Source organism: Ruegeria sp. BB1 (assembly GCF_056539465.1).
In genome coordinates, this window is the sequence record NZ_JBQFVB010000005.1 from 208,032 (window position 1) to 232,921 (window position 24,890).

Sequence of the window (24,890 nt, forward strand, 5' to 3'; positions counted from 1 at the left end):
ATGGCCACCCTTTTGCAGGGTGGCCATTTCACCGGTCTCAAAACTCTTCCCAAAGCGCGATTTTCAAACCGGTATCGTTGCGGGCATCGTTGCGTTCAAGGCCCAGCACCCAGGTGGGCCCTTTGTCGCGCGCACGGATCATGACCGAGGGCCTGGCCCTCCAAAATAACGAGTGTCCAGAGGTATAAGCCGTTTCCACCTGGATCAGAGGATTGAGCAATCGATCTGACGAAAGGCCCGCCGTGATATCCAGTTTGCGATAAACCGCGTCATGTGTGCGAATTTCCAGGGCCGTGTCGACCGCAACCCAACCGTTGCCCCAACCGGTTTGAAACCCTTTGCCATAGGACAGGGTCAGTTTGTACATCGCCCAGGCGTCAAGTTGCTTGTGGTGGGCACCGGCCCCGAACTCGGCCGCGAAATGCCCCCATTTGTTGAAATTGGCCACGGGAACCCGGGCAAACAACAGGGCGTGGCCGTAGAAATCCCGGCTTTGTTCGAAATCTACCCCGATTGTGAGGTTCGGCCTGTATCCGAATTCAGCATAAAGCGCCGTTTTGTAATCATAGCTGCCGTCACGGTCTTTGAATGCAGTGACCGAGGCCGCGGTGAACGCTACGTCCTTCTCACGCAGCCATGCGCCGGACCAAGCCGGGGCTGCGGCAAGCAGCAATACCAAAAAAGCGAGAACCCGGAACATGCACGCAGTTTCCGCAAGCATGGTTAACGGTTGGTTAGTGTTTTGTTTATTTTCTGGAAACCAATCCAAGGCGACGTGTCGTTTAAGGAAACACAAGACCTTTCCAAATCCTGTGTTAAGCTTGCAAAAGAAAAGGGAGATTCCAGATGCCGAAGATTTCCAAGACCGCGAGCGTCCAGACTGTCATCACCACTTTTGAGATGACACCGGGTACCTGCCACGATCTGTTGGATGCGTTGACCGACGCCTACGCCGAGTTTATCTCGAAACAGCCGGGATTTGTTTCCGCAGGGCTGCATGTGAACGATGCGCAGACGCGGATTGCCAACTATTCCCAATGGAACCGTCGTGAGGATTTTCTGGCAATGTTGCGAACGCCGGAAATGCGCGATCGCAATCGCAAGATCAACGAGATGTGTAAAAGCTTTGAGCCGGTGATGTATGACGTGGCCGAAACTTTTGGCAGTTCCTGACTTGTATCAAAACCTTAATCGATAAAATCAGGTATGGTGGCTGAAGAAAGTAGAGGCTCACCATGTATCACAACATTCTTGTTCCAATTTCATTTGATGCCGATCGGGATATCTCCGGCCCGCTGAAACTGGCCGAGATTTTGGCAACACCAGATGCTCAGGTGACACTGCTGCATGTGGTCGAGCATATTCCGAACTACGCGATTTCCTACATGCCGCCGGAATATCTGACCGCGGCCCGCAAGGCGGTCCAGGGCGAGCTGGATGAGTTGGCGGCCAAGCTGTCCAATGCGACGGGTGTGGTGATCGAAGGGCATTCTGGGCGCACCATTCTGGACTGGGCGGAATCCCACAAGCCTGACCTGATCATCATGGCCTCACACCGGCCTGGCATGCAGGATCTTTTGTTGGGCTCAACCACAAACCACGTGGTCCGTCACGCCGCCTGTGCGGTTCACGTGGTGCGTTGATCAGGCCGCAAATCGTTGGGGGCAAGGCGCCAGGCCTTGCCGAACCCTCCGTTCAGAACGGCGTCTGAAATGGCGAAACGCACAAAGCTGAAATCGGTGAAATCGACATAGAGTTTCGATTTGGGTCGCAAGGTCAGATACCGCGACCGCAAGCTGGCATGTTCGGCGCTTTCACGGGCAACGAACGTGGCTGTGGCATGCAATGTCAATCGGGGATGGGTCAGCGGGTCGCCGGTGTTGCCGGGTTCTCCGATTAGCAACGCGCAAACCGGATTGGCACGCAAGGCGGCTGTATGATCCGCCAATGTCGAAATCAGGGTTATAGGGCTGCCCGCGTCATCCGTGGCCAGGGCGATGCGCGACACCGAAGGCACCCCTAAGTCCGGTCGCAAAGTGGCAAGCGCACCATAGGTTGCGCCCTCGATCAGATCACGAGTCAAACATCGGGCGGTCTCATCGACCGGGTGAAATGGGCTGGATTGGCTCATGATGTGCGTGGTTCTAGCTGTTTGAAACACGCAAAAGATACCCCCTATGCCCTCCCTGTGCGAGGGCTTGTTTCCGGGTCAATTGGGGTCTCGGTTTCGCCACAAATCGAGGGTAACAGAGGGGAATGCAGTTTAGAAAACCCACCCCTGAAACGGAATCTTCTGCCCCCAAGGTTTCGCGGCGTCAAAAACGGGCTGAGGCGCAGCGGAAACGCGCATTATCCCCGGTTCGAATTTTCCTCATGGTCCTGATGCTGCCGGTGACGATTATGGGCATCGTTGTGGGGGTCTATCTGCGGACGTCTGAGTATAGGCACGAAGAAGCTTTGCTGCATCTGATTGCCCTGGCGGGGTGCGGCGCGATTGAAACCATTGTGCCGGGGCCATTCGTTGAGGGCGGCCCAGGGTATCACCCGCGCAATGACCCCGATGGCGATGGTGTGGCCTGCGGAACGCAAAGGTCGATTTCCGAGCAGAGCGCAGTGCCGCAACCGGCTGAAACGCCCAGATCGCGGACAGTCGGCAACGCCAAATTCCTGCGGCCCTGACCCCAATTCTAACAGAATCCCCGTGACTGTGGTACACTCCGCCGGACGCGCCGTTTTGGCCGTCATTGGGGGATTTCGCCCAGATAGCGAGGAAAATCATGTTTGCACGTATTACTCAGTTCAAGATGAAGCCCGGAATGCGGGATGCGGCCGAGGCAAAGATGAACGAGCTTAAAGATCAGATTATGGGCATGGAAGGCATGCACAGCTTTACCAATGTCATGAATGAGGACGGTACCGGTTTTGTTGTGGCCGTGGTTCAAAGCGAGGAAACCTCGAACGCCAACGCCCCCAAAGTGGCGGCGCTTTGGGGACATTTTGCCGAATTCCTAGAAGGCCCGCCATCACCGGCCGGGTTCGACGTGGTTGTCCATTGGGATAAAGGATAGGTCCGCGTATTCAGGGCCAAATCTTTCAACTCTAGTACCAGACTATTTCAGGAGGAATGTTCAATGAACTTTTCGAAATGCGCAGCTATGGCTTTGATCGCAACCCTGTTTTCCGGTGCGGCCATTGCCGACACATCCAAAGATTTCCTGACGGCGACCAAGGTGTCCCAGATTAAGGATATGGGCGCACAGCAAATGGACGGGGCGTCGATAGAAAAGATCGTCTCGGGGAAAACTCTCAAGAGTTCCAACTGGACCTGGACGTTTGAAAAAGACGGAAAACAATCTTCGACGGCAAATGATGGGTCATGGACAGACAAAGGCACGTGGTCCGTCAAAGGCAATGAACTTTGCCGGGAATCTGATACCTCTGGCAAAGGCGAACGCTGTTCGAAAGTCTATTTTATGGGCCGTGACCTGAGATTCACTGACGGCAAACGCAACTTACATGATTGGTGGGTCAGCTACTAAACGCATGGAAAGAAAGTAAGCGAGAGGATTGATCTTCTCGCTTGCTTTCAGTTGATCCTGCAAGCCAAGATCGGGTCATGACCCGTGATGAATTCAACAGCTTTTGCGCCAGCCTCAAAGCCACCAGCCATGTGGTGCAATGGGGCAATGCGGATGTTTGGAAGGTGGGCGGCAAGGTCTTTGCGATCTGCGGTTGGAACGACGGGCGTGATGCGTTCACCTTCAAGGCCACTGATCTGGCTTTTGAGGTTCTTGGTAATGAGCCCGGCATCCGCCCAGCGCCTTATCTGGCCTCGCGGGGGATGAAATGGCTGCAGGTCTATGAAGAGCGCGGGATGAGCGATACTTCCCTGCGCGAACATATTGTGACGTCTTATGATCTGGTTGTGGCCAAGCTGACCAAGAAGGCGCGGGCCGAATTGGGTGTTTAACCCTTCATCGCGTGCAGCAATTCCAGCAGACGTTTTCTGTCGTCATCATCGGCGTAATCTCCGATCGCCAGACGCTGGGCGATGTTCAGGCGCAGGCGTTCGTGCTGGGTACGCACTTCTTCTCCGGCGGTTTCCGCCAGAGTTTTCATAATCGCCGCTACGGCCTGCTGGCGCTTGGTGGTTGGGCTGGCGATATAATCGACAAGGCTCTGCTGCCCGGAATCGAGGATGTTTTCGGCCAGATCGCGCAACTGCTCACCATTGGGCAACAGCGGGGTCGGGGCGTTCTCCGGCGGCAGGATTTCCGGCACGCTGCGCGGGGTCTCTGCCAGCGCATTTGCGCCGTCAACGAAGGCCTCGGTGATCATCCGGGTGATCTTGATCGCGCGCGGGTCCTTGAACAGGGCCGAGGCGATGGCCACGCCGTAATCGGTATAGACCCAAGGGTTGACCCGCCGCCCGCCGCGGCCCTTGGGTTTTGAGATCACATTCTGTGATTGCAAATCGGCGACCTCGGCGTCGGTCAGCTGAAAGCGGTAACCCTCGAACAGGTCCTTGTTGCGCGAGACGGCCTGATTGAAGGCGCTGACGGACTTTCCGTAGAACTGCGCCAGATCCTCGGCCAGCACCACGCGAGTGCCGCGCACCCGGTGAATGGCGCTTTGGACCTCATGCGTGCTGGGCAGGGTGTTCGGGTTCGTCATGGCAACCGTTTGGAATCACAATTTGTGATTTCAAACGTGGAGGAGGGTGGAGCGGGGTGCAAGGGTGGAGTGTTGGTTCTGGATGTGTCAAAAGTCACAAAGCGCAAGCGTGCGGAGACTCCTGAAATCAAATACTGAGCCACTTGACCGCTAACAAAGGGCAGCGACCGGGAGTAATTTGCAGTGTTGAGATTCCCCGGACACAAATTTAGCGAGCAGCCTTCATTAACTTTGAGGCCAACGATTCAGCGTCTGCGAATAAGCACATTTCGTACCAAGTAAGAGAATATTCTTGTGAAACTTCGTTACGGACTTTCGCAAGGCAGTCAATATATGTTTCATAAGAAAAATCCGGAAGTAGCTTCACCCATCCGTGGGCGCTCTCCAATTGTTGAGTGGAAAATTCGGGAACAGTGGAAAACCCTTTCTTGCTTTTGGCTGACCAGTTGCCGGTAATGTTGTTTCGACCTGGCAAGTATGGAAAAGCTGTCCCTTCTCGAACGCCGTGCAACAGCTGTATCGCATTTAAGCTAACGGCTACCCGTGCATCAAAGATGGCGAACTTGTCAGGGTTCGCGACAGATAAAACCTTTGAAAAGCTAGCAATCTTGTCCACAGGAACGTAGCTACTTTGCAATTCAGCACGTCGGACGAATGTTTCCAAGGAATCTGGTAAGATATTGCGAATGCCGCCCCAAGCTTTAACAATCCATGTAGTGATCTCTAACCTATGTTCCGGCTCACTAATCCAAATTTTGTTAAGCTTGTATCTCAGCTCTACATTTCTTGTGGCCGAATTTTGGGCCTCTAGCTTGATCCCGAATGGAATATCGCGTGGAACCGTCCAAACAAAACGGTTCGATAACTCTGCAATTCCGTAATCCTTGAAAATTCCATCTTTGAGAAAGTAGCTTTTAAGTGCGTATTCAAAGTTCAATGAGTAGTCCTTTATGCTGATAGGCTTCCATAAACAGATCTAAACTGACGCGGTCAAATGCTTCTGCTTGTTATTTTAGGTGAAACCATTTCAGATCAATCAACGCTTTCTTCTCTTCACATTCCCACCTCTTTGCCCCGGTCGTCCAGCCGTTGACCGCCCGCGCGATTTCACGGCGTCTTCCGAGGCTTTCTCGACCGCCCATTGGCGCGCCATGGGGTCGTCGGCGATGGCCAGGTCGACCGCTTCCAGACGTTTGATCTCATCGCGGATGTTGGCCGCCTCTTCGAATTCCAGGTTCTCGGCGGCTTTGCGCATTTGGTCGCGCAACCCGTCCAGATGGGCCTCGAGGTTGGCGCCGTGCATCGGTTTGTCGATGGTGGCGGTGACGCGGTTCATGTCGACGTCGCCCTCGTAGAGACCGGCCAGAACGTCCTCGACATTCTTTTTCACCGTCTCGGGGGTGATGCCGTGTTCCTCGTTATAGGCCAGCTGTTTGGCGCGGCGGCGGTTGGTCTCATTCAGCGCGCGCTCCATGGAACCGGTGACCTTGTCGGCATACATGATCACCCGGCCATCGGCATTCCGTGCGGCGCGGCCGATGGTCTGGACCAGAGAAGTCTCGGACCGCAGGAAGCCCTCTTTATCCGCGTCCAGAATGGCGACCAGCCCGCATTCGGGGATGTCGAGCCCTTCGCGTAAAAGGTTGATACCGATCAGCACATCGAACGCGCCCAAACGCAGGTCGCGCAGGATTTCAATGCGTTCCAGCGTGTCGATGTCCGAGTGCATGTAGCGCACCTTGATGCCCTGTTCGTGCAGGTATTCGGTCAGATCCTCGGCCATGCGTTTGGTCAGCGTGGTGACCAGCGTGCGATAGCCATCGGCGGCCACCTTGCGCACCTCGTCCAGCAGGTCGTCCACCTGCATCGAAACGGGGCGGATTTCGACCTCAGGGTCCAGCAGGCCGGTGGGGCGGATCACCTGTTCGGTGAAGACGCCGCCGGTCTGTTCAATCTCCCATTTTGCTGGGGTGGCCGAGACAAAGACGGATTGGGGGCGCATGGCGTCCCATTCTTCGAACTTCAGCGGTCGGTTGTCCATGCAGGACGGCAGGCGGAACCCATGTTCGGCCAGCGTGAACTTGCGCCGATAGTCGCCCCGGTACATACCGCCGATCTGCGGGACGCTGACGTGGGATTCGTCGGCAAAGACGATCGCGTTGTCGGGGATGAACTCGAATAGGGTCGGGGGCGGCTCGCCCGGTGCGCGACCGGTCAGATAGCGTGAATAGTTCTCGATTCCGTTGCAGACGCCGGTGGCCTCAAGCATCTCCAGATCGAAATTGGTGCGCTGTTCCAGCCGCTGCGCTTCCAGCAATTTGCCCTCGCCCACCAGCTGATCAAGCCGGATGCGCAGTTCTTTTTTGATCCCAATGATGGCCTGCTGCATCGTTGGTTTCGGTGTCACGTAGTGTGAGTTCGCATAAACGCGCACCTGTTCCATCGTAGCGGCGCGTTCGCCGGTCAGCGGGTCGAATTCGGTGATGGTTTCCAGTTCCTCGCCGAAGAACGAGAATTTCCAGGCGCGATCCTCAAGGTGGGCGGGCCAGATTTCCAAGGAATCGCCGCGTACCCGGAAAGACCCGCGCTGAAACGCTTGATCGTTGCGGCGGTATTGCTGGGCGACCAGATCGGCCATCACCTGCCGTTGGTCGTATTCGTTGCCGACCTTTAGGTCTTGCGTCATCGCCCCATAGGTTTCGACCGAACCAATACCATAGATGCAGGAAACCGAGGCGACGATGATCACATCGTCCCGCTCTAACAGTGCCCGCGTGGCTGAGTGGCGCATCCTGTCGATCTGTTCGTTAATCTGGGATTCTTTCTCGATGTAGGTGTCCGATCGCGCCACGTAGGCCTCGGGCTGGTAGTAGTCATAGTAGGACACGAAATACTCGACCGAGTTCTCGGGGAAGAAGCCTTTGAATTCGCCATACAACTGCGCTGCCAGCGTCTTATTGGGTGCAAGGATGATAGCCGGGCGCTGGGTCTCCTCAATCACCTTGGCCATGGTAAAGGTCTTGCCCGTCCCCGTCGCGCCCAGCAGAACCTGATCGCGTTCACCGTCCATCACGCCCCCGGCCAGCTCCTTGATGGCCGTTGGTTGGTCACCCGCTGGTGCGAACTCGGTATGCATAACGAATTCCTTGCCGCCTTCCAGCTTCAGGCGGGCGCGGACATCCTCGGCATTCATCTGGGTCTTGTCGGAATGAGCATAGGCCATAGGGGGAGATTCCTTTCGCGCCTGATTTTGATCTGTTTTTGTTCTTGTTCAAGGGGGCATTTCCAAATGCCGAAATTGCGACAATTGCGGACTTGTCCGCGCCGCCTGCCTGACGCATAAACATCCCTAGCCAAGTGAGTACGGAGAGGCGACATGCGCGCACGGATTTACCAGCCCGCAAGAAATGCAATGACTTCGGGAATGGCCAAGACCCGCAAGTGGGTTTTGGAATACGCCCCCGCGTCATCGCGCGAGGTTGATCCGCTGATGGGCTGGACCTCGTCCAACGACACGCAGACCCAGGTGCGCCTGAAGTTCGACACCAAGGAAGAGGCGTTGGATTACGCCAAGGACAACGGGATTGATGCGCAGGTCAGCGAACCGCATAAGCGCAAGCCCAACGTACGCGCAGGTGGGTATGGTGAAAACTTCGCCCCGGGTCGTCGGGCACCCTGGACCCATTGACCGAAACCCTTGGAATGATCGACATCCGCGAAGTGGATCCCGGAGCGCAGGACATGCGCCCGATCATTCAAGCGCATTTGGCCCATAGCTGGGATGCCACGCCCCAGACCTCGAACCACACCCTGGACGTCGATGCATTGCGAGAGCCCGGCATTCGATTCTGGGCATTGTATGAAGCGGGTAAACCGCTGGGATGCGGAGCGCTTAAAGCCTTGCCCGATGGCACCTCTGAGGTGAAATCAGTGCATGTCGTGACCGCCGCCCGTGGCCGTGGTCTGGCGCGAGTGATCATGACCTACCTGGCTGACCTTGCCCGTTCAGAAGGTGTGACGGCCCTGGTGCTGGAAACTGGGGCGGAACATCTGACGGAATATGATGCCGCGCGCAAACTCTATGAGGCGCTGGGATATACCTATTGCGGACCGATATTTGGGTATGAGGCCGACCCGAACAGCGCCTTCATGCGCTTGGGTCTTGAACCCCGCCCGTAAAAACCGCAAGAAGGGCGCAGCGGTCCCTTAGCTCAACTGGATAGAGCAGCTGACTTCTAATCAGCAGGTTGAGGGTTCGAGTCCTTCAGGGATCGCCATTTCACCAAATCATCGAAATACCAAAGAAAGAAATCTTGAACACGTCCGTTGTCGCTGTACCAAGGTCGGTCGCAATTGTTGGAGATTACTTGGATTTCAGTGGGAAGGTGCTTTGCCATGATTTCGACCCGTGTTGCACTAGCGGGCAACGATACGTTCAAGTTCCGAGCGGTCAACTTTAGATGCGTGGCGTTTGTCCATGGGGATTTTGTGAACTGAAATCACATTGGGCACGCCAAAATCCGACGCGAATTTACGCCAATCCTGAAGGTGATCACGCCGCCCTTCGACACATAGCGTCGGTCTGGTCCCAGTGTTGATCAACGCACAGCGCGCAACACCCGGCCATTGTCTTGCCGCGACTTCAATCGCAAAGGGAAAGAGCAGGCCCGATTTCACTTCTATTTCAGACCCCACCCGACCCCACAACCACAAGCGTCCCTCTTCATCCAACGTGCCGGCGTCTCCGGTGCGATGCCAGATGACGGCGCCTTCTTTGATTTTATTTTCGCCCGAATGTGCGGGATCAAGATAGCCGTCATTCACGTGCGCCCCAGCGACCTGTATCTCGTTGTCGCAGATACGGAGTATGATTTCAGGAACCGGATACCCCACAAGTAGACCTTTCCCTTCGGCCATCTGTCGGTGATCGTGTTCTGAGATATCTGTGGCATCAAGGTGGGCAATCGGTTCAGCCTCGGTCGATCCATAGACACAAACCACGGAAAGCCCGTTTCGGGTTCGCAACGTGTCAACAAGGTCCGGAAAAACCGGACCGCCACCCGTGAAGACCGTGTTCAACTGTCCGGTATTTTGGGTTTGGGTCAGTTTTTCGCAAATTGAGGGTGGAATGAGGGCGCGAGTAACTTGCTGCTTTTGAATCCAGTCCGCCAAGTGGGTGGGCGCAAGGCGGTCAAACTTGCTCAGCCGCCAGTTTGGCATAACGGTGGTGCGCCCTGCGGCCAGGTTGATCAGGGTGAACACCGGAAAGGCCACCAAATCCCTTTCAGCCTTGTCGCTTTCTAGAAGGGGAGCAATGGCGTCGTGTTGCGCCATTAAAAACGCATGCGAGCGCGGGATGGCCTTGGGCTGGCCTGTCGTTCCGGAGGTGAATGAGATCAAGGCTGTGTCATCCGCCTGAATCTGATGATTGGGCGGCGAGCCGGGGCCTTCTTTGGGCGTCAGAAGTTGCAGCCTCCAAAGCTCTGGAATTAGAAACTTGAGCAAAAAGTACGCGCCCGCTGCGCAGAACGCCTTGGGCGAAGTGGCCCGCGCAGCGTGGCGCAAACCGGCCAGTCCCATTGCCGGTTCCGGCAGCACAACGGTTGCACCCAACGACCACAGGGCCGCCAGGCTTGCATATAGGTCTGCGTCGACGGGCATTGCCAGCAATACGCGGTCGCCTGGCCTGATACCTTTTGCGTGCCATCGGCCTGCCAGTTTCTGCATGCGAGAGTGCAGTTGCTGAAAACTGATCTGGCGGCCTTTGCCGTCCACTATGGCGGTTCTGTTCGGAAACCGTTCAACCGCAGCAGCAAAATGTGCTATCAAATCAGCCATTCAGCTTACGTCCAAACAGAGAGTATCGCCGGAATATAGTCGCCCCTTCTGCCGCACTGCGATCAGCGGACTTATTGTCGTCGTGGATCAGGGCATGGATGGCAGTGTTGCACCCCATCTCTGCAGCCGCTTTGTGAAACCTGTGGGCCAGATGCCGCCCTGCGCCCGGTTCCAGGCTTGCATAGGTTTTGAGGATCGCGGAACTGGGGGTGGGCCCTTCGGCATAGTTGGGAATGCCGAACAGAAAACCCGCCAAATTGCCATCGTGGCGACGCGCAAACAGGATCAGTTCACGCTTCATCATCGGCACGACAGGCAGGTACATGGCTAGGAACTCGGTCTCGGAAATCGGTTTGAAAAACGCGTTTTCCGAAAACGCCTGTGCAGACAGCGCGAACACCTGGCGAAACAAGCCCTCGGGATCATTTCCATCCCACGCTTCCACCTCAAAACCATCGTTTTCAGGCGGTGCCACTGTGTCGGTATCCTCCAACTCTACACGGGCCGAGAAATACCGGCTGATTTCGCAAAAACCCGCGGATCGGAATACTTCAGGTTCATGCGCTTTGTTGGTCGGCTCCATCAGGAACGGAGAGGAACCGTCGCTGTAGGAGACGAACCGGTAACTGTGCCAGGTGTCCCCCGACATCGGCCCAATGACCCGGTCGATGCCTGCGTTTCTGACCAGTTCTATACCCGTATCCAGAATTTCGGCACCGGCTTCGAGTGATTTGCATGAAAAGTCACCGAATGTTGCCGCTTGTACGCCCTCCCAATTGGGGCCGTTCAGGTAAACGGTCAGCTTCGCATCAGCGGTTTTGATTGTCTCTTTGGTCATGACGCGACTCCGGCAAAAAAACCTGCACCGATCGATCCCGCAACGGAGTACGCGTAATAGATCAACGGAAGGGCAAGGGCCAATACTGTTAACCTCAGCACCCGATCTTTTTCAAACCACTGCGGTCTGATCCACGGTACGGCCGTCATGCAGATTAAGGAAAGCAGCGCCAGAATTGTCAGCGGTTCGGCCCAGCGTGCAGGTTCCGGGTTCAGCGCAGTAGAAAAGTGTCTGACTAAGAATAATGTTGTGGCCACCACAAGGATCGCAAGGATTTTGCCTCGCAGCGCCAGAACGCTGAACCCCATGGCCAGCCCCATCGCACTGAGGCCATAAAACGATACGGCATTCCACCCGGTCGCATTGCCAAGCGCCAGCCATCCGAAACTGAACAACCCCAGAGACGCCACGACATCCAGATCCGGGTATTTACTGTCACAGGGGGTCGATACCCGTGCCCAAAGATGCGTCGCCAGTACCAAAATAGGCAGGACCGCATTTTGAAGTGCAGTGACCGCCAGCAAGAGGAAAACGGTGATGACGTAAACCCGTGTGGCATGTTTGGTAAGACCCAGCCTTGCGCTCAGGATGCTGAAACCGCCGAGCGAGGCCAGAAAAACCAAGGCTATGGTCGCCAGCTCAATCAAGGAACTGTCGAAGTGTACGCTCAGAAAAATCAGGAGGCCAAGTGGGAGGAACAGGTTGTCAAAACCCCGCCAGCTTTGGGCCTCGACCAGGGTTCCAAACGCAGCAACCATAACGCAGAGCATAAGGGTGTTCGCCGGTGGCAAGGCGGCCATGAACAGAAAACAGACGATCGCGATCAGCATCGTAACCACGAAAAAAACGACCGATCCCTCGACGCTTTTCTCACCATCCTCGACAATGAACCGCCGCGTTCCATACGCGGTTCCGGCCAGCGCGGCGGCGGCGTCTGCCAAGGTCAGAACCGCAATCGGCAAGATGTAGAACAACAGGTTGTCCCCGGCCAGCAGGAAGCAAAGCCCCACCGACAACGCGAGCAGGAAGTCACCATATGATGTTCGCTCCACCCCATGCAGGGTCGCGCCGAGACCTTTCGAATAACGAGGAAGACGCAAGACAAGCATCACAAGCATTGTGGTGGCGATCAGCATGTAAACCGGCCAGCGGTCGGGAAAGATCCAGGGCAGCAGCAACGCAAAGAGCCCCGTGCTTACATGCATCAGTTTCCGCTGCACTTCGGCGTTCAGCCCTGCAGCTTTGGCCAGGTGGCGGATGACCATCATCACGCCGAGCAATGCTAACACCGACCCTGCCGCCAGCAATATCTGCATGAGAACGGTCAAGGCCGAACCTCTTCGACCACGAAATCCGAATAGAAGAAGGCCAGATCGCGGGCCTTCTGCTGTGTTTCGATTTCGGTCAGGGTTTCAATCCTGTCCCGGTAATCCGCTGGTACACGGCGCGGCGCCATCATGTTCCAATAAACCAATCGTGCATTTGGCTCTGCCGCACTCAGGATCGCCCCATAGACCTGCTTGAACGTTTCAGGGGACATGTATTCGAAAATGTCGGACAGGTTGAACCCGCTGGCCTTTTCGCCTGTCGCGACGAAAGCCTCGAGCGAGCCAAGGCGAATATCCAGGCGATCCAATCGGGACCGGACAGTTTCATAATGTTCCGGACGCCACGCCATCGGCAATGCGTCGCCATGGGTGCCCTTCAGAATCCAGTGCAGATAAGGGTTTTGCGATGGATCGGTCGCGACCCCGGCATGGCGCAGTCGGCGAGCAACATGTTGGGCCGGGCTTCCATCTACGTGGTCGAAAAACGCGCTGTCCCGCCCCATCCGCCCCATCACGAATCGCGAGAAGAAAGTGTTTAGCAACAACCGCCATCGGAATGTGTTGAACCGCGTGTCGAAAAAAACCTCGCGTGCGTCGGGGGGGCGGGGCGTGAACACGTCGTCGACGGTGCGGCGCGAATGGACCAGCGGTAACAGCCAGGTTCGAAAGATGCGAAAATACCGCTCGAACTTGCCGACGCCCCCGATGCCGTGTCTGTTTACCTCGGACGCAAGGGTCTGCCAGAAGGCGTGTGTTTCCGCATCGGTTTCTTCCAGCACCCGGTTCAGCAAAGCAAGCCGCCGCTTGCTTGGGCGCGAGCCCGTCAACTCAATGAACTCTGAATGCGTCAGTACCTTATACGCCGCGATCCTGAGCTTGAGGCAGGCGATCTGAGCCGCCGACAGATCCAGCACCACAACACGCGCGGGATCGAGTGTCAGCATGGCCAGCGCATTGTCCCCGGCCGAGCATATCGACACCAGTGTCCGCCCCGTGCAATCACCCAATGCGGCGGTCAGGACGTCCGCATCCTCCCACAGTTGGGCGTACCGGATATGGTCGAAATCCGCCTTTTCTTCGATTTCACTGCTATGCATCGCACCGCTCCACTGCGCCGCTTGCCCCGTCGACAGACAGTACTTCTCCGTCTTTGATCCATTGTGTGGCCCCTTTTAGGCCAACAACGCAGGGGATACCCAATTCGCGCGCCACAATGGCCGAGTGGGACAACAAGCTGCCACGTTCGACAACGATGGCAGAGGCGTTCGAGAAAACGGCGATCCAGCCTGGATCGGTGTGGCGGGCAACCAGTACTTCGCCGGGGTTCAGCGCCTCGGTCCGAGGATCGCGGATCACCCGCGCACGTGCTTTGACCTGACCCGCGGAACAGCCCGTTCCGTGCTTTGTCCGTGTGGCATCTGCTTCGACCTCAATCGAATCAGACCAAACAGGCGCGATGGCAGGACCGTGGATTTCAATCCGTTCGGGCGGATCGGGGCGTTGGGATGAGGCCGCATCTTCGGCTTTGCGTCGTGCAACGATGCCTTTCAGGTCAGGCGACAGGCTGAACCCCTCGACCGCGCCAAGAACTTCATGCGTTGTCAGAAAGAACACATCTTTTGGTGTTTCAAGCAAGTCGCGCGCGGCAAATTCCCGACCGATCCCCAAAAACACACGGCGCGCATAGCCAAAGATGCGGGTGCGTTCAAAGCGCAGGTTTTCGCGGTCGCGCACACGCGCCTTGGTCCAACCTAAAATCCATTTCGCAACGTGTCGCTTGATCGGGCTCGCTGGGAACAGTGCCTTCCAATCCGGTTCACGGCCTTCCTGACGCCCGCCGGGAGGATGATCGGCGCTGGCGGCAATCGCCAGCAACAGGCTTGTCGGGTCGTCTTGCAGAGGGATGCTTTCCAGCTTTAGCTCTTCGGTGCATCGGTCTCCGAATTTCTCAAGATAGGATTCAACTTCAGCCTCGATCTGTGGGTGCGCGGACAAAACGGACAGCCGCGCGTCAGCTTTCAACTGCTCCGTGATACCGGCGGTGCGCACCAGATGGCCGATCCGGGCAATGCGCTGTGCAGGTTCGGCTGACACGATGTCACCCTGGCCGATCATCAGGTCATTATGCAGCGTCAGGCCGTCTTCACCAAGCCACCTTTGCAGCAGGTTGCGCGACCCGCCAAATGAAATCATGCACAGAAAATCATTGATCAATGGGGCATCCCACCGATCCAGCAGGGTGCTTTCGATGCGGCGGTATTCGGCTGCAAGCTGGGTCGCATTAGACGCATCTACGTCCAGCCCTGCCTGCAATACCCCGTTCAGCCTGTCATAAAAGTTTCGCCGCGTCCGTGGCAGGCAGATGGCCTGCCAGATCAGCCCGGCCGCGACCTTGCCCAGCTTTGCGTATTCCACAATCCTGCGCCAACCAACCGAGGGGGGTGGGGCAAGGGCATCCGTGACCTCGCGCGGCATGGGTTCCGACACGCCCATCATCGTTTCCATATAGTCGCGGTTCAGCGAAAACCCCGACAACAGGGCCAAGGCGCGGTACCAGTTGATCAGGTTGTAATAGACACGCCCATCCACGCGCCCGAGCAAATTGTCGAACACCGTTGGATTCTGGTCGACCGTACGCTTGGAGACGCCCAACAACCTGACAAACGCGCGGTAGACTTGAGCATACACGTGCAGAGCAAAGGAATAGGTCAGCGGGCTAACGATACCGGGATAGCTTTCGACAATGTTCGAGTTGTCGAAAATCGTCAGCGTTGTGTCGGCCAAGGCCGCGGGGCGCAACGGCGTTGTGATTGGTCGGGCCTGCAGAATATGAAGCCCCTGTGCATCAATGGCCCATTCAATATCCTGGGGCGATCCGAAAAGCTCTTCGGCTTTACGCGCGAGGGCGGCAATGGACTGCGCGTCACTCACCGTTAAATACTCAGGCTTATCCGGTGCGCTTTCAGGTGCGTCATCCGCGCCTATGATCCAATCTTCCCCGTCCGTCTCACCAGAAACCAACTGCTCAGCCAGACCATCAATTGCCGAAATTACGACCACACCGCGACGACCGCTAACCGGGTCGGCGGAAAATGCGACACCTGCAGATTTTGGATTAGTCATGCGCTGTACGATGATCGCGGGTCCTTCGGCCTCGCCCGCGGATTTGACCGCGCGGTATGTCTCGACCGTCTCTGAGAAACCGGAATGCCAGACCTTTTTGGCCGCTTTCAAAACAGAGCCGCCCGAAACGTTCAGAACCGTTTCATATTGTCCTGCATGGCTGTGTTCCACACCATCTTCGGCCTTGCCAGAGCTACGAACCGCGTAAGGCCCGGTTCCGAGTGTTTTCAGCGCGGCAGTCAAAGCCGATTGTAGACCGTTTTGAGCAATGGGACCGGATTTCCCCAAGCGGAATGCATCGCTGGTGATGACAAAAAATGCGGGCGGGGCAAAACCATGCTGCGTAAGATGCGATAAAGCAGCTGCCTTGCCCCCTACAACGGAAACATCGTTTGCATCCGATTGGGCGACGATGAAGGTCATGTAAGCGCTCCGATCAGGTACGGAAGGAAACCAGCTGTGGCGTAGCAGAAAAACACCCATAGGCCGGCGATTGTGTCCATCCGGTCTTGGGCTTTCACTGTCGGCGCCTGAACATAGCGTTTTGCTGCCAGACAACAGGGGATCAGGGCCAACCCGCCGATCAAGGCGCTTAACCAACCAACGCCAGTTGCGGCACCTGTGCCCACAAGCAGCGCATAGGATATCAAAACGCAACCCACCCAGATGCGCCCTGCCTGAGGCGGGCCCCATAACCCGGAATAGGTGTCCACGCCGGTGATCTCATTTTCGGGTGCCCACAATTTGCGGCCAATCTCAAGCACACACCCGTTCACGAAGGACAGCGCCAGAAACAACCACAGGAAGGGTGCCGCCTGACCTTTTGGCAGCCATTCGATGCCGGTCAGCAGCAAATCGATCAGAGGCATGATTGCCATATGGCTTAGCAGGTACAGAACCGGTCGTGCCTTCAACCAGGCGGGTGCGCAAAATTCGACGGTCATTGCCCCAAGCCAGATCCAGACTAAACCCAACAGCCACAAGACCGGCGGGGACCACAGCCAGGCGGCGGCAACAGACAAAGGCACGGTCAACAGGCCCCAGCCCAATACTTCGCGCTTGGATACCAGACCACGTGGAATTGGCCTGTCGGGCCGGTAACGTCGGTCATCCTCGGCGTCTTTGAATTCGTCACAGACCCGCATCTGGAAAAACAGCGCCATGGCAAGGACAAAACCGGCGGCAAATGCAGGCCATTCCGGCAGGGGGCGATCCGCCAGACGGGCGGACACACAAATACTGGCCGCAGAAAACACAAGCAGCAGGGGCACGGTTTTCTTCAGCGGAAATCGCTCAGTCTGATAAATCCAGAAGCGGCTTTGAAAGCTCATCTTTGGCGGGCCAGACTTTCATGAGCGCGGGTAAAATGCCCTGCCGCGATCGCCGCGACGATGGATATTTCCCCACACAGGCAGGTTGCCGCGGCCACCTCAGCCAACGCTGTGCCACACCCGTTGCCCTTGAGGCCGAGTATGTTCAGGGCCGCAGTCTGGCTTGGCAACCCGGTGCCGCCCCCGACTGATCCAACCAAAATGTTTGGCAACGTCACCGAACAGAATAGATCATCACCCCTTGGCTCCATTCTTGTGACGCCCATCGCACTTTCGGCCACGCAAGCCGCGTCCTGGCCGGTTGCTATGTAAAACGCGGCCAGCCCGTTGGCATAATGCGCCTGTGCGCCAAACTGACCCGACAGATGCGCACCCAGATTGGCGACACGCCCATAGGCCAACATTGCCTCGACCGTTGTGCCCAGCGTCTTTTTGACAATTTCAGAAGGAAGTGTGACCGAGGCGCTAACCTTTCGTCCGCGCCCTGTCACCAGCCCAAGCGCCGAAGCTTTTTTATCACCTGAGAAATTCCCTTCGACATACCAGTTCTCGAACTCGACCGGACAGTTATCTGCAATTTCATGGCACATCGCGTCGGTGGCAATGGTCACCATGTTCTGTCCGGCTGCATCGCCGGTGGTGTATCGGCAGATCAGGAACACGACGTTGGTGTCTATGAACGGTTCCAGCGAAACTAGCTTGCCGTGGCCGGTGGTCGCCTCGGCCGCGGATTTGAGCATTTCGACATTTGAAACCACCCAATCCACGAATTGCCCGGCCTTTAGCAGGCTTTCAAACACAAAAGCCGGAGTGCGCAGCACCCCTTCGTACAATACAGCCGTGCTGACACCACCAGACCGGGTGGCGGCATAGGCACCCCGGGCATATGAGGCGACCAACGCCGCCTCGGTTGTGGCGAGGGGAACGTGGAAATCCCCGTTTGCGTTCATTCCGTTCAAACGCAACGGCCCAATAACTCCAACAGGAAGCTTAACCGTCCCAATGAAATTTTCGATATTGGCACTGTAAATTTCTGCAGCGTCAAGCGTTGCAGGGTCCGCAATCTGCGCCTGATCTTCATCACCTGCGGTTGGTTTCAGCTTTTCCCAAAACCGCACAACCATTTCAGGGGTTGTCTTGCGCGATGGTCGCAAGGTGGCAAATTCGGCGTCGTTTGACGCCATCTGCTGCGGTATCTGATCGGCATCAAATCGAGCCTTGATGCGATGAAGCATCTCACGAACGTGAAACGGAATTATCAAAAGTACGCTCCGGTATCTGTCCCGCAAAAACTATTGCAGATGCAAATCAATGTGTCTGCACGTTACCAAAAGGTCCGCCGATATCCAGCCATATCTCCCTGAATCGAAAGGACCCCAACCGTGCGGCAGTGGATATGTTTGATTGCACTATGCGTGCTTACATGTGCATCGCCGCGTCGGGCCTGGGCCGAAAATCGACGCAACCGTGTCGCAAATTTCTATAGGATGTGCGCTTTGACCGACGGTGCGGTTCCCTAAAACTTGGTTTCTTCCGCGGATCATCACGGTTCTGGATTATTCCAACGGAGGAGACCCAAATGTCTGCGAATGAAGAACACATAAGACAGCCAAGTCTGGGGCTGGCGCTTGTACCAATTGTGCTGACCCTTTTCGTGCTTGGCCTGCAGCTTTTCTATTTTGGCGACTTTACCCCACATATTCCGCTGGCGTTTGGGATAGCGATTACTGGGGTTGTCGGCCTTATGCTTGGCCACAAATGGCCCAGCATCGAAGAGGGCGTATTCCACGTCATCAATATTTCACTACCGTCTGTTTCGATTCTGATCACGGTTGGCATGATCATTGGTGTGTGGATCGCAAGCGGCACGGTTCCGACACTGATCTATTATGGTCTGAAGATACTGTCGCCCGAGCTGTTTCTGGCCGCGGGCATGGTGTTGTGTTCCATCGTCTCTGTCTCGCTGGGCACCTCCTGGGGAACGACGGGCACTGTCGGGCTGGCCCTGATGGGCATCGGCGCCGGATTTGGTATTCCGATGTATTGGACGGCTGGTGCGGTCGTCTCAGGTGCTTTCTTCGGCGACAAGATCTCACCTTTGTCGGACACTACGAACCTGGCACCCGCCGTGACAGGCACCAATCTGTTCGATCATATCCGGAACATGTTACCCACCACGGTTCCGTCCATGTTGATTGCGCTGGTGATCTACTTTGTTGTCGGTTTTACGTTGATCGACACATCGCAAGTGTCGTTTGACCGCATCCATGCCATCACAACCGCACTGGATGAGGCATTCTGGATTTCCCCGATCATGTTGTTCCCGGCGGTTCTGGTCATCGTTCTGGCGGTTATGAAACAGCCTCCGATCCCGTCGCTGTTTGCAGGGGCCGTCGTTGGTGGCATCATGGCCATCTTTTGCCAGGGTGCGGGTCTGCACGAAACGTTTACCTTCGCCAACAGCGGATATTCCATTGATACCGGCGTTCCCGAAATCGACCCGCTGCTGAACCGTGGCGGTATTCAGTCGATGATGTGGACCATCTCGCTGGTGCTGCTTGCCTTGGGGTTTGGCGGCGCGTTGGAGCGCGTTGGCTGCCTTCAGGCGATCATCAATGTGGTCATCTCGAAGGTGAAGACCTTCGCGGGCATTCAGACCTCGGCCATTTTGACTTCGGTGGCGACAAACACCGTTGCGGGCGACCCGTATCTTTCCATCGCCCTGCCGGGCCGCATGTATGCGCCTGTCTATCGGGCCATGGGGTATTCACCGTTGAACCTGTCACGCGCTGTCGAAGAAGGCGGTACCTTGGTCTCGCCCCTGATCCCCTGGAACGCCGGAGGCGCCTTTGTGATCACCGCACTTGGTCTTGGGATCGCAGACGGGAATTTTGAAAACCTGCTATACATTCCCCTTGCGTTTGCTTGCTGGCTGTCACCTGTCATCGGTATCTTTTATGCTATGACTGGGCTTTTCTCGCCCAAAGCCAGTGACGAGGAAATCCACGCTTGGGAAGCCAGCGGCGAGCCTGTTGCTGAGTGGCACGCCTGATCGACCTGCACCAACACCTTCGGGTGTTGGTGCGTTTCACCCATCTCGGTTGGTATTGGGAGGAAAAAGAATGAGCCCCAAGAACTTCATTCCAAAAGGGGCGGCCAGTTTTCGCATAGACCATGACGGGCCAGCCAAAGAGATCTATTTCCTGCTTCTGCCGAAACTAACCATGCTGGCCTTTAGCGCAGCTGTCGAGCCGTTGAGGATCGCCAATCAGGTCACGAACAGAGAGCTCTACAAATGGTATCTGATCACCGAAGATGGAAACCCGGTTCAATGCTCAAACGGAATTGAAATCACCCCGGACACTGCACTGCAAAACCTACCGCGCCTATCAAGGATGTTCGTCTGCTCTGGCATAGAACCGGCAGAAAGCACCAATCCCAGGGTACTGTCGTGGATCAGTCGCCAGAAGGCCTTTGGCTGCAAGCTTGGTGGTATTTGCACCGGTGCATTTGCACTTGCCAAAGCCGGAGCGCTAACCGGAAAGCGGTTCACCTTACACTGGGAAAACCACCCCGCCTTTATCGAGCATTTTGAAGGGATGGAACCTTCTGCAAACCTGTATGAAATCGATAATGAGCTTATGACATGCGGCGGCGGCAATGCGGCGACCGATATGATGCTGGATATGATCGAGTCTGATTTCGGAAAGGATCTGGCCGTCATCGTTTCCGACATGTGCATTCATTTTCGGTCGAACAACCGCAAAACCCTCCAGAAATCAGCCTTTTCGGTGGCTTTGGGTAGCCGCAACCAGTACCTGATCAACGCCATGCAGATCATGCATGAGAACTTGGAGGATCCGTTGGATATCTCGGAAATAGCAGAGGCTGTTCAGATATCACGCCGCCAGTTGGAGCGCCTGTTCCAGAAATATGTCGAAGTTTCACCTGTGCAGTTTTACATCGAATTGCGCGTTGCGCGCGCTTATGCACTGCTCAGCGAAACCGAATTGCCCGTTACCGAAATCGCTGCGGCTACGGGGTTTGGCAGTGCGACCCAGCTTACGGTGCGTTTCAAAAAGCGTTATGGCGAGGCGCCAACGTCCTTCAGACGAGGATGGTCGGAAAAGCGCGAATGATATCCGCCAGTTTCAGTCGATCCAGCCGGTCAAGTTTGTCCCTTGACCCTGGGCTGCGAACGCTCTAGGCCCTGTCGTCTTTGCTCAGACATCTCGGAGACATGCGCCATGGCCCCCAGCAGCCCGTGGATTGGCATTGATTTTGGCACGTCGAACTCGGCGGTGGCATATGTGGACGCGGGTGCACCCCGTTTAGTGCGGTTCGACGCCGCCGCCACGACCCTTCCCACAACCTTTTTCTTTGATTTCGAAACCCGCGAAACCCTTATCGGCGAGCCTGCTAATCAGGCATTGCTTGAAGGGTTGGAGGGGCGATTTATGCGCGCCCTCAAACGCGTGCTGGGCACCACGTTGATGCATGAAAAGCGCCAGATCCTGAACCAGAGGGTGACTTTCGTCGAGATTATCGGATCTTTCTTGCGCAGGCTTCGAGAGCGGGCCGAGGCCGAGCGTGGCGTGTCTTGCACCCGCGTGGTCTCGGGACGGCCCGTGGTATTTCATGGCTCGGGCGATCCGCGCGAGGCGCAGGCTGAGGCTGATTTGCACGCGTGTTATGAGGCCGCCGGATTTACCGACATCCGGTTCTGCCCTGAGCCCGCCGCGGCTGCCATTGCGAACGGTGCGGCCGGGCCAGATGACACGGTTGGATTGGTTGTGGATATCGGTGGCGGAACGTCAGATTTTTCGGTTTTCCGCACTAGATCCGCAGAGGTCGAGATTCTGGCCAACCACGGGGTACGAATTGGCGGTACGGATTTTGATCGTACAATAAGCATCAATCAGGTCATGCCCCTGTTGGGTAAAGGGTCGATGGTTCGAGATGTTTTTGGCAAAGGCGTGTCGCAGACGCCCAACGCGATCTTCAATGACCTTGCGACCTGGGAAATGATCCCTTTTCTGTACACGGCCCAGAACCGCCGCATGGTGGGAGATATGCTGAAGCTGGCCGAGTCTCCCAAGCGGTTAGCGCGGCTTGCAACAGTGCTTGAACACGAATTGGGTCACGAACTGGCCTTTGCGGTGGAGCGCGGAAAAATAGCCGTGAACTCAGGGGCGATTGACCCGGCCATCACGCTGAACATGCTCGAGACGGGGTTGACCGCGCAACTCAGTGATGTGTTGGTGGCCGAAAGCCTTGCCGCGCATGCCGCGCAGTTGGACACGGGGGCACGCGAAGTTCTGCGCCAGGCTGATTTGACCGCACAGCAGATCGACCGCGTCGTCTATGTCGGGGGTTCTAGCCTGATGGGCATCGTGCCCGAAACGATGCGTGGCGTTTTCCCTTCGGCCGAGCATTCCTTTGCCTCTGTCTTTACCGCCGTGGCCGAGGGGCTGGCCCTGGTGGCAGCGCAAGAGCTTGGGTAGGGCAAAGATCGCACCACTTGAAATGGACGGCGGTTTACTGGGGCCCGCTCACGTGGGGCGGAGCCCTTTAAGCCTGATTGTATCGAGTAAGTTGAAAAATATCTTGCAACCGGTTGCAAAGAAAATCATGGTATCCTCGAATTAAAGAATCGGGAGGCCTGCATGCTCAGAATCGGATTGCTTGGTGCCGGACGCATTGGCCGCGTACATGCACAGGCCATCGCTGCGCATTCGCAAAGCCAGCTGTGCGCTGTCTCTGACGCGATTTCCGATGCGGCTGAAAGCCTTGCCACTGAACAGGGGGCAACCGCGCGCGACTCGATGGAGATCATCGCAGACCCGTCGATTGATGCCGTCCTGATCGCGACGCCGACTGACACCCATTCTGACTTGATTGAGGCCGCTACACGGGCGGGCAAGGCGGTTCTGTGTGAAAAACCCGTCGATCTCAGCCTTGAACGGGCACTTGCCTGCCAAGCCATTGCGGCGGAAACCGGCCAACCGGTGATGGTTGGGTTCAATCGCCGGTTCGATCCCAGCTTTTCGGCTCTGAAATCCGCAGCTGATCAGGGTGAAATTGGCGCGCCCGAGTTGTTGTCGATTACGTCTTTCGATCCGGCCCCTCCACCCGTCAGCTATATCAAGGTCTCGGGTGGTCTGTTCCGGGACATGATGATCCATGATTTCGACATGGCGAACTATCTGATGGGGCAGTTGCCGGTGCAGATTTCGGCCTTCGGCACCTCGATTGTCGATCCCGAAATCGGACGGGCGGGCGACGTGGATACAGCTGTTGTAACAATGACTTATGCAAGCGGTCAGATTGCGGTGATCAAGAATTCGCGGCGTGCTGTCTACGGTTATGACCAGCGGATCGAAATGCTTGGGTCGGGCGGGCTGTTGCAAGCCCATAACATTCTGGAAAACGCGGTGGTCAAGTCAACAGCCGACGGCATCACTGGGGCGAAACCGACCTATTTTTTCTTGGAACGCTATATGCCTGCCTACCGCGCAGAATGGGATGCGTTTGTGCAGGCGGTGCAGTCCGGTTCGTCAATGCCAGTGACGCTGGAAGACGGGGTTGCTGCCCTGGCCATGGCCGAAGCTGCGAACCGTTCGGCCCAATCAGGGCAGCCTGTTGCAATGGCCGATGTTTTGAAACCGGTTGCAAAATGAGCGGATATCCGGAAACTGGGGAAAGCTCCGCCAGATTCCCGGAGCGGAGGAGATTCGGCCGGTCCGAATAACTGGGGCTGCTGCCCCGGCAATAAAGACAAACTGTTTTTATGGGAGGAAACCAAATGAAAAAGTTCGTAAAAAGCGCACTGGCTGCCAGCGCGCTGGCGCTGGTCACCGCTACTGGCGTTGCGGCTGAGGGTGAGAAATACATTCTGGTCAGCCACGCCCCTGACAGCGACAGCTGGTGGAACACAATCAAAAATGGCATTGCCCTGGCGGGCGAACAGATGGGTGTCGAGGTTGAATACCGCAACCCGCCCACAGGTGACCTGGCTGACATGGCACGGATCATCGACCAGGCAGCGGCGTCTGGCCCCAATGGCATCATTACCACGCTGGCCGACCCGGACATTCTGGAAGGTCCAATCAAGGCAGCGGTGGATTCCGGCATCGACGTGATCATCATGAACACCGGCACGCCCGAAAAGGCGCGTGAAGTTGGCGCTTTGATGTATGTGGGGCAGCCTGAATATGATGCGGGTCTGGCTGCCGGTCAGCGGGCCAAGGCGGACGGGATCGGGTCCTTCTTGTGTGTGAACCACTATATCGTTCAACCCTCAAGCCAAGAGCGGTGCCAAGGTTTTGCCGATGGTCTGGGTGTGGAACTGGGCGAGCAGATGATCGACGCCGGTCAGGACCCCGCTGAAATCAAGAACCGGGTTCTGGCCTATCTTTCCGCAAACCCTGAAACCGACGCTGTTCTGACGCTTGGTCCGACATCGGCGGACCCGACCATTCTGGCGCTGCAGGAAAATGGCATGGCCGGTGACATTTATTTCGGCACGTTCGATCTGGGCGGTGAAATCGTTAAAGGCATCAAGGACGGCACCATCCAGTGGGGTATCGACCAGCAGCCGTTCCTGCAGGCCTATCTGCCGGTTGTGGTTCTGGCCAATTACCACCGCTATGGCGTTCTGCCGGGCAACAACATCAACTCGGGTCCCGGTTTTGTAACAGCGGACGGCCTGACAAAAATCGAAGAGTTCGCGGGCGAATACCGCTGATTTAACAATGC

25 protein-coding genes and 1 tRNA gene are annotated in these 24,890 nt (G+C 56.4%); 14 read left to right on the plus strand and 12 right to left on the minus strand.

The window, feature by feature from the left end; translation table 11 throughout:
- Positions 1 to 37 precede the first annotated feature (37 nt).
- Positions 38 to 700, minus strand: a complete 663-nt coding sequence (locus ACR0AL_RS13595; RefSeq protein ID WP_480663388.1) for a hypothetical protein — start codon at positions 698 to 700, stop codon at positions 38 to 40.
- A 146-nt stretch (positions 701 to 846) separates the two neighbouring features.
- Between ACR0AL_RS13595 and ACR0AL_RS13600 the strand changes: the two genes are divergently transcribed.
- Both ACR0AL_RS13600 and ACR0AL_RS13605 read left to right on the plus strand, forming a co-directional pair.
- Complete coding sequence (locus tag ACR0AL_RS13600; protein ID WP_170350533.1) at positions 847 to 1,173, plus strand: antibiotic biosynthesis monooxygenase family protein; 327 nt, start codon at positions 847 to 849, stop codon at positions 1,171 to 1,173.
- A gap of 62 nt (positions 1,174 to 1,235) precedes the next feature.
- Positions 1,236 to 1,643, plus strand: coding sequence for a universal stress protein (locus ACR0AL_RS13605; protein WP_170350532.1), 408 nt, complete (start codon positions 1,236 to 1,238; stop codon positions 1,641 to 1,643).
- Here ACR0AL_RS13605 and ACR0AL_RS13610 read toward each other — a convergent pair.
- The gene (locus tag ACR0AL_RS13610; protein ID WP_480663390.1) at positions 1,628 to 2,131 is read right to left on the minus strand and encodes a HugZ family pyridoxamine 5'-phosphate oxidase; all 504 of its coding nucleotides are present in this window, start codon (positions 2,129 to 2,131) and stop codon (positions 1,628 to 1,630) included. The genes ACR0AL_RS13605 and ACR0AL_RS13610 overlap by 16 nt on opposite strands.
- A gap of 242 nt (positions 2,132 to 2,373) precedes the next feature.
- Here ACR0AL_RS13610 and ACR0AL_RS13615 point away from each other — a divergent pair, with 242 nt between their 5' ends.
- From ACR0AL_RS13615 to ACR0AL_RS13630, 4 genes are all read left to right on the plus strand, one after another.
- The gene (locus tag ACR0AL_RS13615; RefSeq protein WP_480663392.1) at positions 2,374 to 2,679 is read left to right on the plus strand and encodes an excalibur calcium-binding domain-containing protein; all 306 of its coding nucleotides are present in this window, start codon (positions 2,374 to 2,376) and stop codon (positions 2,677 to 2,679) included.
- A 98-nt stretch (positions 2,680 to 2,777) separates the two neighbouring features.
- Positions 2,778 to 3,068: an antibiotic biosynthesis monooxygenase family protein gene (locus ACR0AL_RS13620; RefSeq protein ID WP_170350529.1), complete on the plus strand. Its 291-nt coding sequence runs from the start codon at positions 2,778 to 2,780 to the stop codon at positions 3,066 to 3,068.
- A gap of 63 nt (positions 3,069 to 3,131) precedes the next feature.
- On the plus strand, positions 3,132 to 3,539 hold the full coding sequence (locus tag ACR0AL_RS13625) for a hypothetical protein (RefSeq protein WP_480663394.1): 408 nt from the start codon (positions 3,132 to 3,134) through the stop codon (positions 3,537 to 3,539).
- A gap of 77 nt (positions 3,540 to 3,616) precedes the next feature.
- Positions 3,617 to 3,970 (plus strand): MmcQ/YjbR family DNA-binding protein, encoded by a 354-nt coding sequence (locus ACR0AL_RS13630; protein ID WP_480663396.1) that lies wholly within the window; start codon positions 3,617 to 3,619, stop codon positions 3,968 to 3,970.
- Here ACR0AL_RS13630 and ACR0AL_RS13635 read toward each other — a convergent pair.
- The 3 genes from ACR0AL_RS13635 to uvrB form a co-directional block, all read right to left on the minus strand.
- Positions 3,967 to 4,674 carry an ORF6N domain-containing protein gene (locus tag ACR0AL_RS13635; RefSeq protein WP_480663398.1) on the minus strand — a complete coding sequence of 236 codons (708 nt, stop codon included), beginning with the start codon at positions 4,672 to 4,674 and terminating at the stop codon, positions 3,967 to 3,969. The genes ACR0AL_RS13630 and ACR0AL_RS13635 overlap by 4 nt on opposite strands.
- A gap of 208 nt (positions 4,675 to 4,882) precedes the next feature.
- A complete protein-coding gene (locus tag ACR0AL_RS13640; protein ID WP_480663399.1) occupies positions 4,883 to 5,611 on the minus strand; it encodes a hypothetical protein in 729 nt (242 codons plus the stop codon).
- 99 nt (positions 5,612 to 5,710) lie between these two features.
- Positions 5,711 to 7,897 (minus strand): excinuclease ABC subunit UvrB, encoded by a 2,187-nt coding sequence (gene uvrB / locus ACR0AL_RS13645; protein ID WP_480663401.1) that lies wholly within the window; start codon positions 7,895 to 7,897, stop codon positions 5,711 to 5,713.
- A gap of 153 nt (positions 7,898 to 8,050) precedes the next feature.
- On the opposite strand from uvrB, the gene ACR0AL_RS13650 reads away from it, so the two are divergent.
- The 3 genes from ACR0AL_RS13650 (at position 8,051) to ACR0AL_RS13660 (ending at position 8,951) form a co-directional block, all read left to right on the plus strand.
- A complete protein-coding gene (locus ACR0AL_RS13650; protein ID WP_170361525.1) occupies positions 8,051 to 8,362 on the plus strand; it encodes an ETC complex I subunit in 312 nt (103 codons plus the stop codon).
- The gene (locus tag ACR0AL_RS13655) at positions 8,359 to 8,853 is read left to right on the plus strand and encodes a GNAT family N-acetyltransferase (RefSeq protein ID WP_367648264.1); all 495 of its coding nucleotides are present in this window, start codon (positions 8,359 to 8,361) and stop codon (positions 8,851 to 8,853) included. Before ACR0AL_RS13650 ends, ACR0AL_RS13655 begins: the two co-directional genes overlap by 4 nt.
- Positions 8,854 to 8,874: 21 nt before the next feature.
- A tRNA-Arg gene (locus tag ACR0AL_RS13660) sits at positions 8,875 to 8,951 on the plus strand.
- 139 nt (positions 8,952 to 9,090) lie between these two features.
- Here ACR0AL_RS13660 and ACR0AL_RS13665 read toward each other — a convergent pair.
- Genes ACR0AL_RS13665 through ACR0AL_RS13695 form a run of 7 tightly spaced genes read right to left on the minus strand, consistent with a single transcriptional unit; the run spans position 9,091 to position 18,367 of the window.
- On the minus strand, positions 9,091 to 10,512 hold the full coding sequence (locus ACR0AL_RS13665) for an AMP-binding protein (RefSeq protein WP_480663403.1): 1,422 nt from the start codon (positions 10,510 to 10,512) through the stop codon (positions 9,091 to 9,093).
- Positions 10,505 to 11,350 (minus strand): hypothetical protein, encoded by an 846-nt coding sequence (locus ACR0AL_RS13670; RefSeq protein ID WP_480663405.1) that lies wholly within the window; start codon positions 11,348 to 11,350, stop codon positions 10,505 to 10,507. Before ACR0AL_RS13670 ends, ACR0AL_RS13665 begins: the two co-directional genes overlap by 8 nt.
- Positions 11,347 to 12,678: a hypothetical protein gene (locus ACR0AL_RS13675; RefSeq protein ID WP_480663407.1), complete on the minus strand. Its 1,332-nt coding sequence runs from the start codon at positions 12,676 to 12,678 to the stop codon at positions 11,347 to 11,349. Before ACR0AL_RS13675 ends, ACR0AL_RS13670 begins: the two co-directional genes overlap by 4 nt.
- Positions 12,675 to 13,775, minus strand: a complete 1,101-nt coding sequence (locus tag ACR0AL_RS13680; RefSeq protein ID WP_170551461.1) for a BtaA family protein — start codon at positions 13,773 to 13,775, stop codon at positions 12,675 to 12,677. The genes ACR0AL_RS13675 and ACR0AL_RS13680 overlap by 4 nt, the downstream gene beginning before the upstream one ends.
- Entirely contained in the window at positions 13,768 to 16,224 is a 2,457-nt protein-coding gene (locus ACR0AL_RS13685; RefSeq protein ID WP_480663409.1) for a PEP/pyruvate-binding domain-containing protein, read from the minus strand. The genes ACR0AL_RS13680 and ACR0AL_RS13685 overlap by 8 nt, the downstream gene beginning before the upstream one ends.
- Positions 16,221 to 17,072, minus strand: coding sequence for a UbiA family prenyltransferase (locus ACR0AL_RS13690; RefSeq protein WP_480567537.1), 852 nt, complete (start codon positions 17,070 to 17,072; stop codon positions 16,221 to 16,223). Before ACR0AL_RS13690 ends, ACR0AL_RS13685 begins: the two co-directional genes overlap by 4 nt.
- A gap of 56 nt (positions 17,073 to 17,128) precedes the next feature.
- Positions 17,129 to 18,367, minus strand: a complete 1,239-nt coding sequence (locus ACR0AL_RS13695) for a hydroxymethylglutaryl-CoA reductase (RefSeq protein ID WP_480663411.1) — start codon at positions 18,365 to 18,367, stop codon at positions 17,129 to 17,131.
- A gap of 344 nt (positions 18,368 to 18,711) precedes the next feature.
- On the opposite strand from ACR0AL_RS13695, the gene nhaC reads away from it, so the two are divergent.
- The 5 genes from nhaC to ACR0AL_RS13720 all read left to right on the plus strand — a co-directional run bounded on the left by nhaC (position 18,712) and on the right by ACR0AL_RS13720 (position 24,879).
- Positions 18,712 to 20,184: a Na+/H+ antiporter NhaC gene (nhaC, locus tag ACR0AL_RS13700; RefSeq protein ID WP_170350505.1), complete on the plus strand. Its 1,473-nt coding sequence runs from the start codon at positions 18,712 to 18,714 to the stop codon at positions 20,182 to 20,184.
- Between the two features lie 70 nt (positions 20,185 to 20,254).
- Positions 20,255 to 21,271, plus strand: coding sequence for a GlxA family transcriptional regulator (locus ACR0AL_RS13705; RefSeq protein ID WP_170350503.1), 1,017 nt, complete (start codon positions 20,255 to 20,257; stop codon positions 21,269 to 21,271).
- 108 nt (positions 21,272 to 21,379) lie between these two features.
- Positions 21,380 to 22,636, plus strand: coding sequence for an Hsp70 family protein (locus tag ACR0AL_RS13710; protein WP_170350501.1), 1,257 nt, complete (start codon positions 21,380 to 21,382; stop codon positions 22,634 to 22,636).
- 162 nt (positions 22,637 to 22,798) lie between these two features.
- A complete protein-coding gene (gene iolG / locus ACR0AL_RS13715; RefSeq protein ID WP_170350499.1) occupies positions 22,799 to 23,812 on the plus strand; it encodes an inositol 2-dehydrogenase in 1,014 nt (337 codons plus the stop codon).
- A 125-nt stretch (positions 23,813 to 23,937) separates the two neighbouring features.
- Complete coding sequence (locus tag ACR0AL_RS13720) at positions 23,938 to 24,879, plus strand: sugar ABC transporter substrate-binding protein (protein ID WP_170361549.1); 942 nt, start codon at positions 23,938 to 23,940, stop codon at positions 24,877 to 24,879.
- Positions 24,880 to 24,890: the final 11 nt, after the last annotated feature.

Coding starts and splice junctions, on each gene's coding strand:
- ACR0AL_RS13625 (WP_480663394.1), top strand. CDS start 3,132: ATGAACTTTTCGAAATGCGCAGCTATGGCTTTGATCGCAACCCTGTTT.
- ACR0AL_RS13600 (WP_170350533.1), top strand. CDS start 847: ATGCCGAAGATTTCCAAGACCGCGAGCGTCCAGACTGTCATCACCACT.
- ACR0AL_RS13685 (WP_480663409.1), bottom strand. CDS start 16,224: ATGACCTTCATCGTCGCCCAATCGGATGCAAACGATGTTTCCGTTGTA.
- ACR0AL_RS13630 (WP_480663396.1), top strand. CDS start 3,617: ATGACCCGTGATGAATTCAACAGCTTTTGCGCCAGCCTCAAAGCCACC.
- ACR0AL_RS13605 (WP_170350532.1), top strand. CDS start 1,236: ATGTATCACAACATTCTTGTTCCAATTTCATTTGATGCCGATCGGGAT.
- ACR0AL_RS13665 (WP_480663403.1), bottom strand. CDS start 10,512: ATGGCTGATTTGATAGCACATTTTGCTGCTGCGGTTGAACGGTTTCCG.
- ACR0AL_RS13695 (WP_480663411.1), bottom strand. CDS start 18,367: ATGCTTCATCGCATCAAGGCTCGATTTGATGCCGATCAGATACCGCAG.
- ACR0AL_RS13620 (WP_170350529.1), top strand. CDS start 2,778: ATGTTTGCACGTATTACTCAGTTCAAGATGAAGCCCGGAATGCGGGAT.
- ACR0AL_RS13650 (WP_170361525.1), top strand. CDS start 8,051: ATGCGCGCACGGATTTACCAGCCCGCAAGAAATGCAATGACTTCGGGA.
- ACR0AL_RS13680 (WP_170551461.1), bottom strand. CDS start 13,775: ATGCATAGCAGTGAAATCGAAGAAAAGGCGGATTTCGACCATATCCGG.
- ACR0AL_RS13720 (WP_170361549.1), top strand. CDS start 23,938: ATGAAAAAGTTCGTAAAAAGCGCACTGGCTGCCAGCGCGCTGGCGCTG.
- ACR0AL_RS13610 (WP_480663390.1), bottom strand. CDS start 2,131: ATGAGCCAATCCAGCCCATTTCACCCGGTCGATGAGACCGCCCGATGT.
- ACR0AL_RS13615 (WP_480663392.1), top strand. CDS start 2,374: ATGGTCCTGATGCTGCCGGTGACGATTATGGGCATCGTTGTGGGGGTC.
- ACR0AL_RS13710 (WP_170350501.1), top strand. CDS start 21,380: ATGGCCCCCAGCAGCCCGTGGATTGGCATTGATTTTGGCACGTCGAAC.
- ACR0AL_RS13705 (WP_170350503.1), top strand. CDS start 20,255: ATGAGCCCCAAGAACTTCATTCCAAAAGGGGCGGCCAGTTTTCGCATA.
- iolG (WP_170350499.1), top strand. CDS start 22,799: ATGCTCAGAATCGGATTGCTTGGTGCCGGACGCATTGGCCGCGTACAT.
- uvrB (WP_480663401.1), bottom strand. CDS start 7,897: ATGGCCTATGCTCATTCCGACAAGACCCAGATGAATGCCGAGGATGTC.
- ACR0AL_RS13670 (WP_480663405.1), bottom strand. CDS start 11,350: ATGACCAAAGAGACAATCAAAACCGCTGATGCGAAGCTGACCGTTTAC.
- ACR0AL_RS13635 (WP_480663398.1), bottom strand. CDS start 4,674: ATGACGAACCCGAACACCCTGCCCAGCACGCATGAGGTCCAAAGCGCC.
- ACR0AL_RS13595 (WP_480663388.1), bottom strand. CDS start 700: ATGTTCCGGGTTCTCGCTTTTTTGGTATTGCTGCTTGCCGCAGCCCCG.
- nhaC (WP_170350505.1), top strand. CDS start 18,712: ATGTCTGCGAATGAAGAACACATAAGACAGCCAAGTCTGGGGCTGGCG.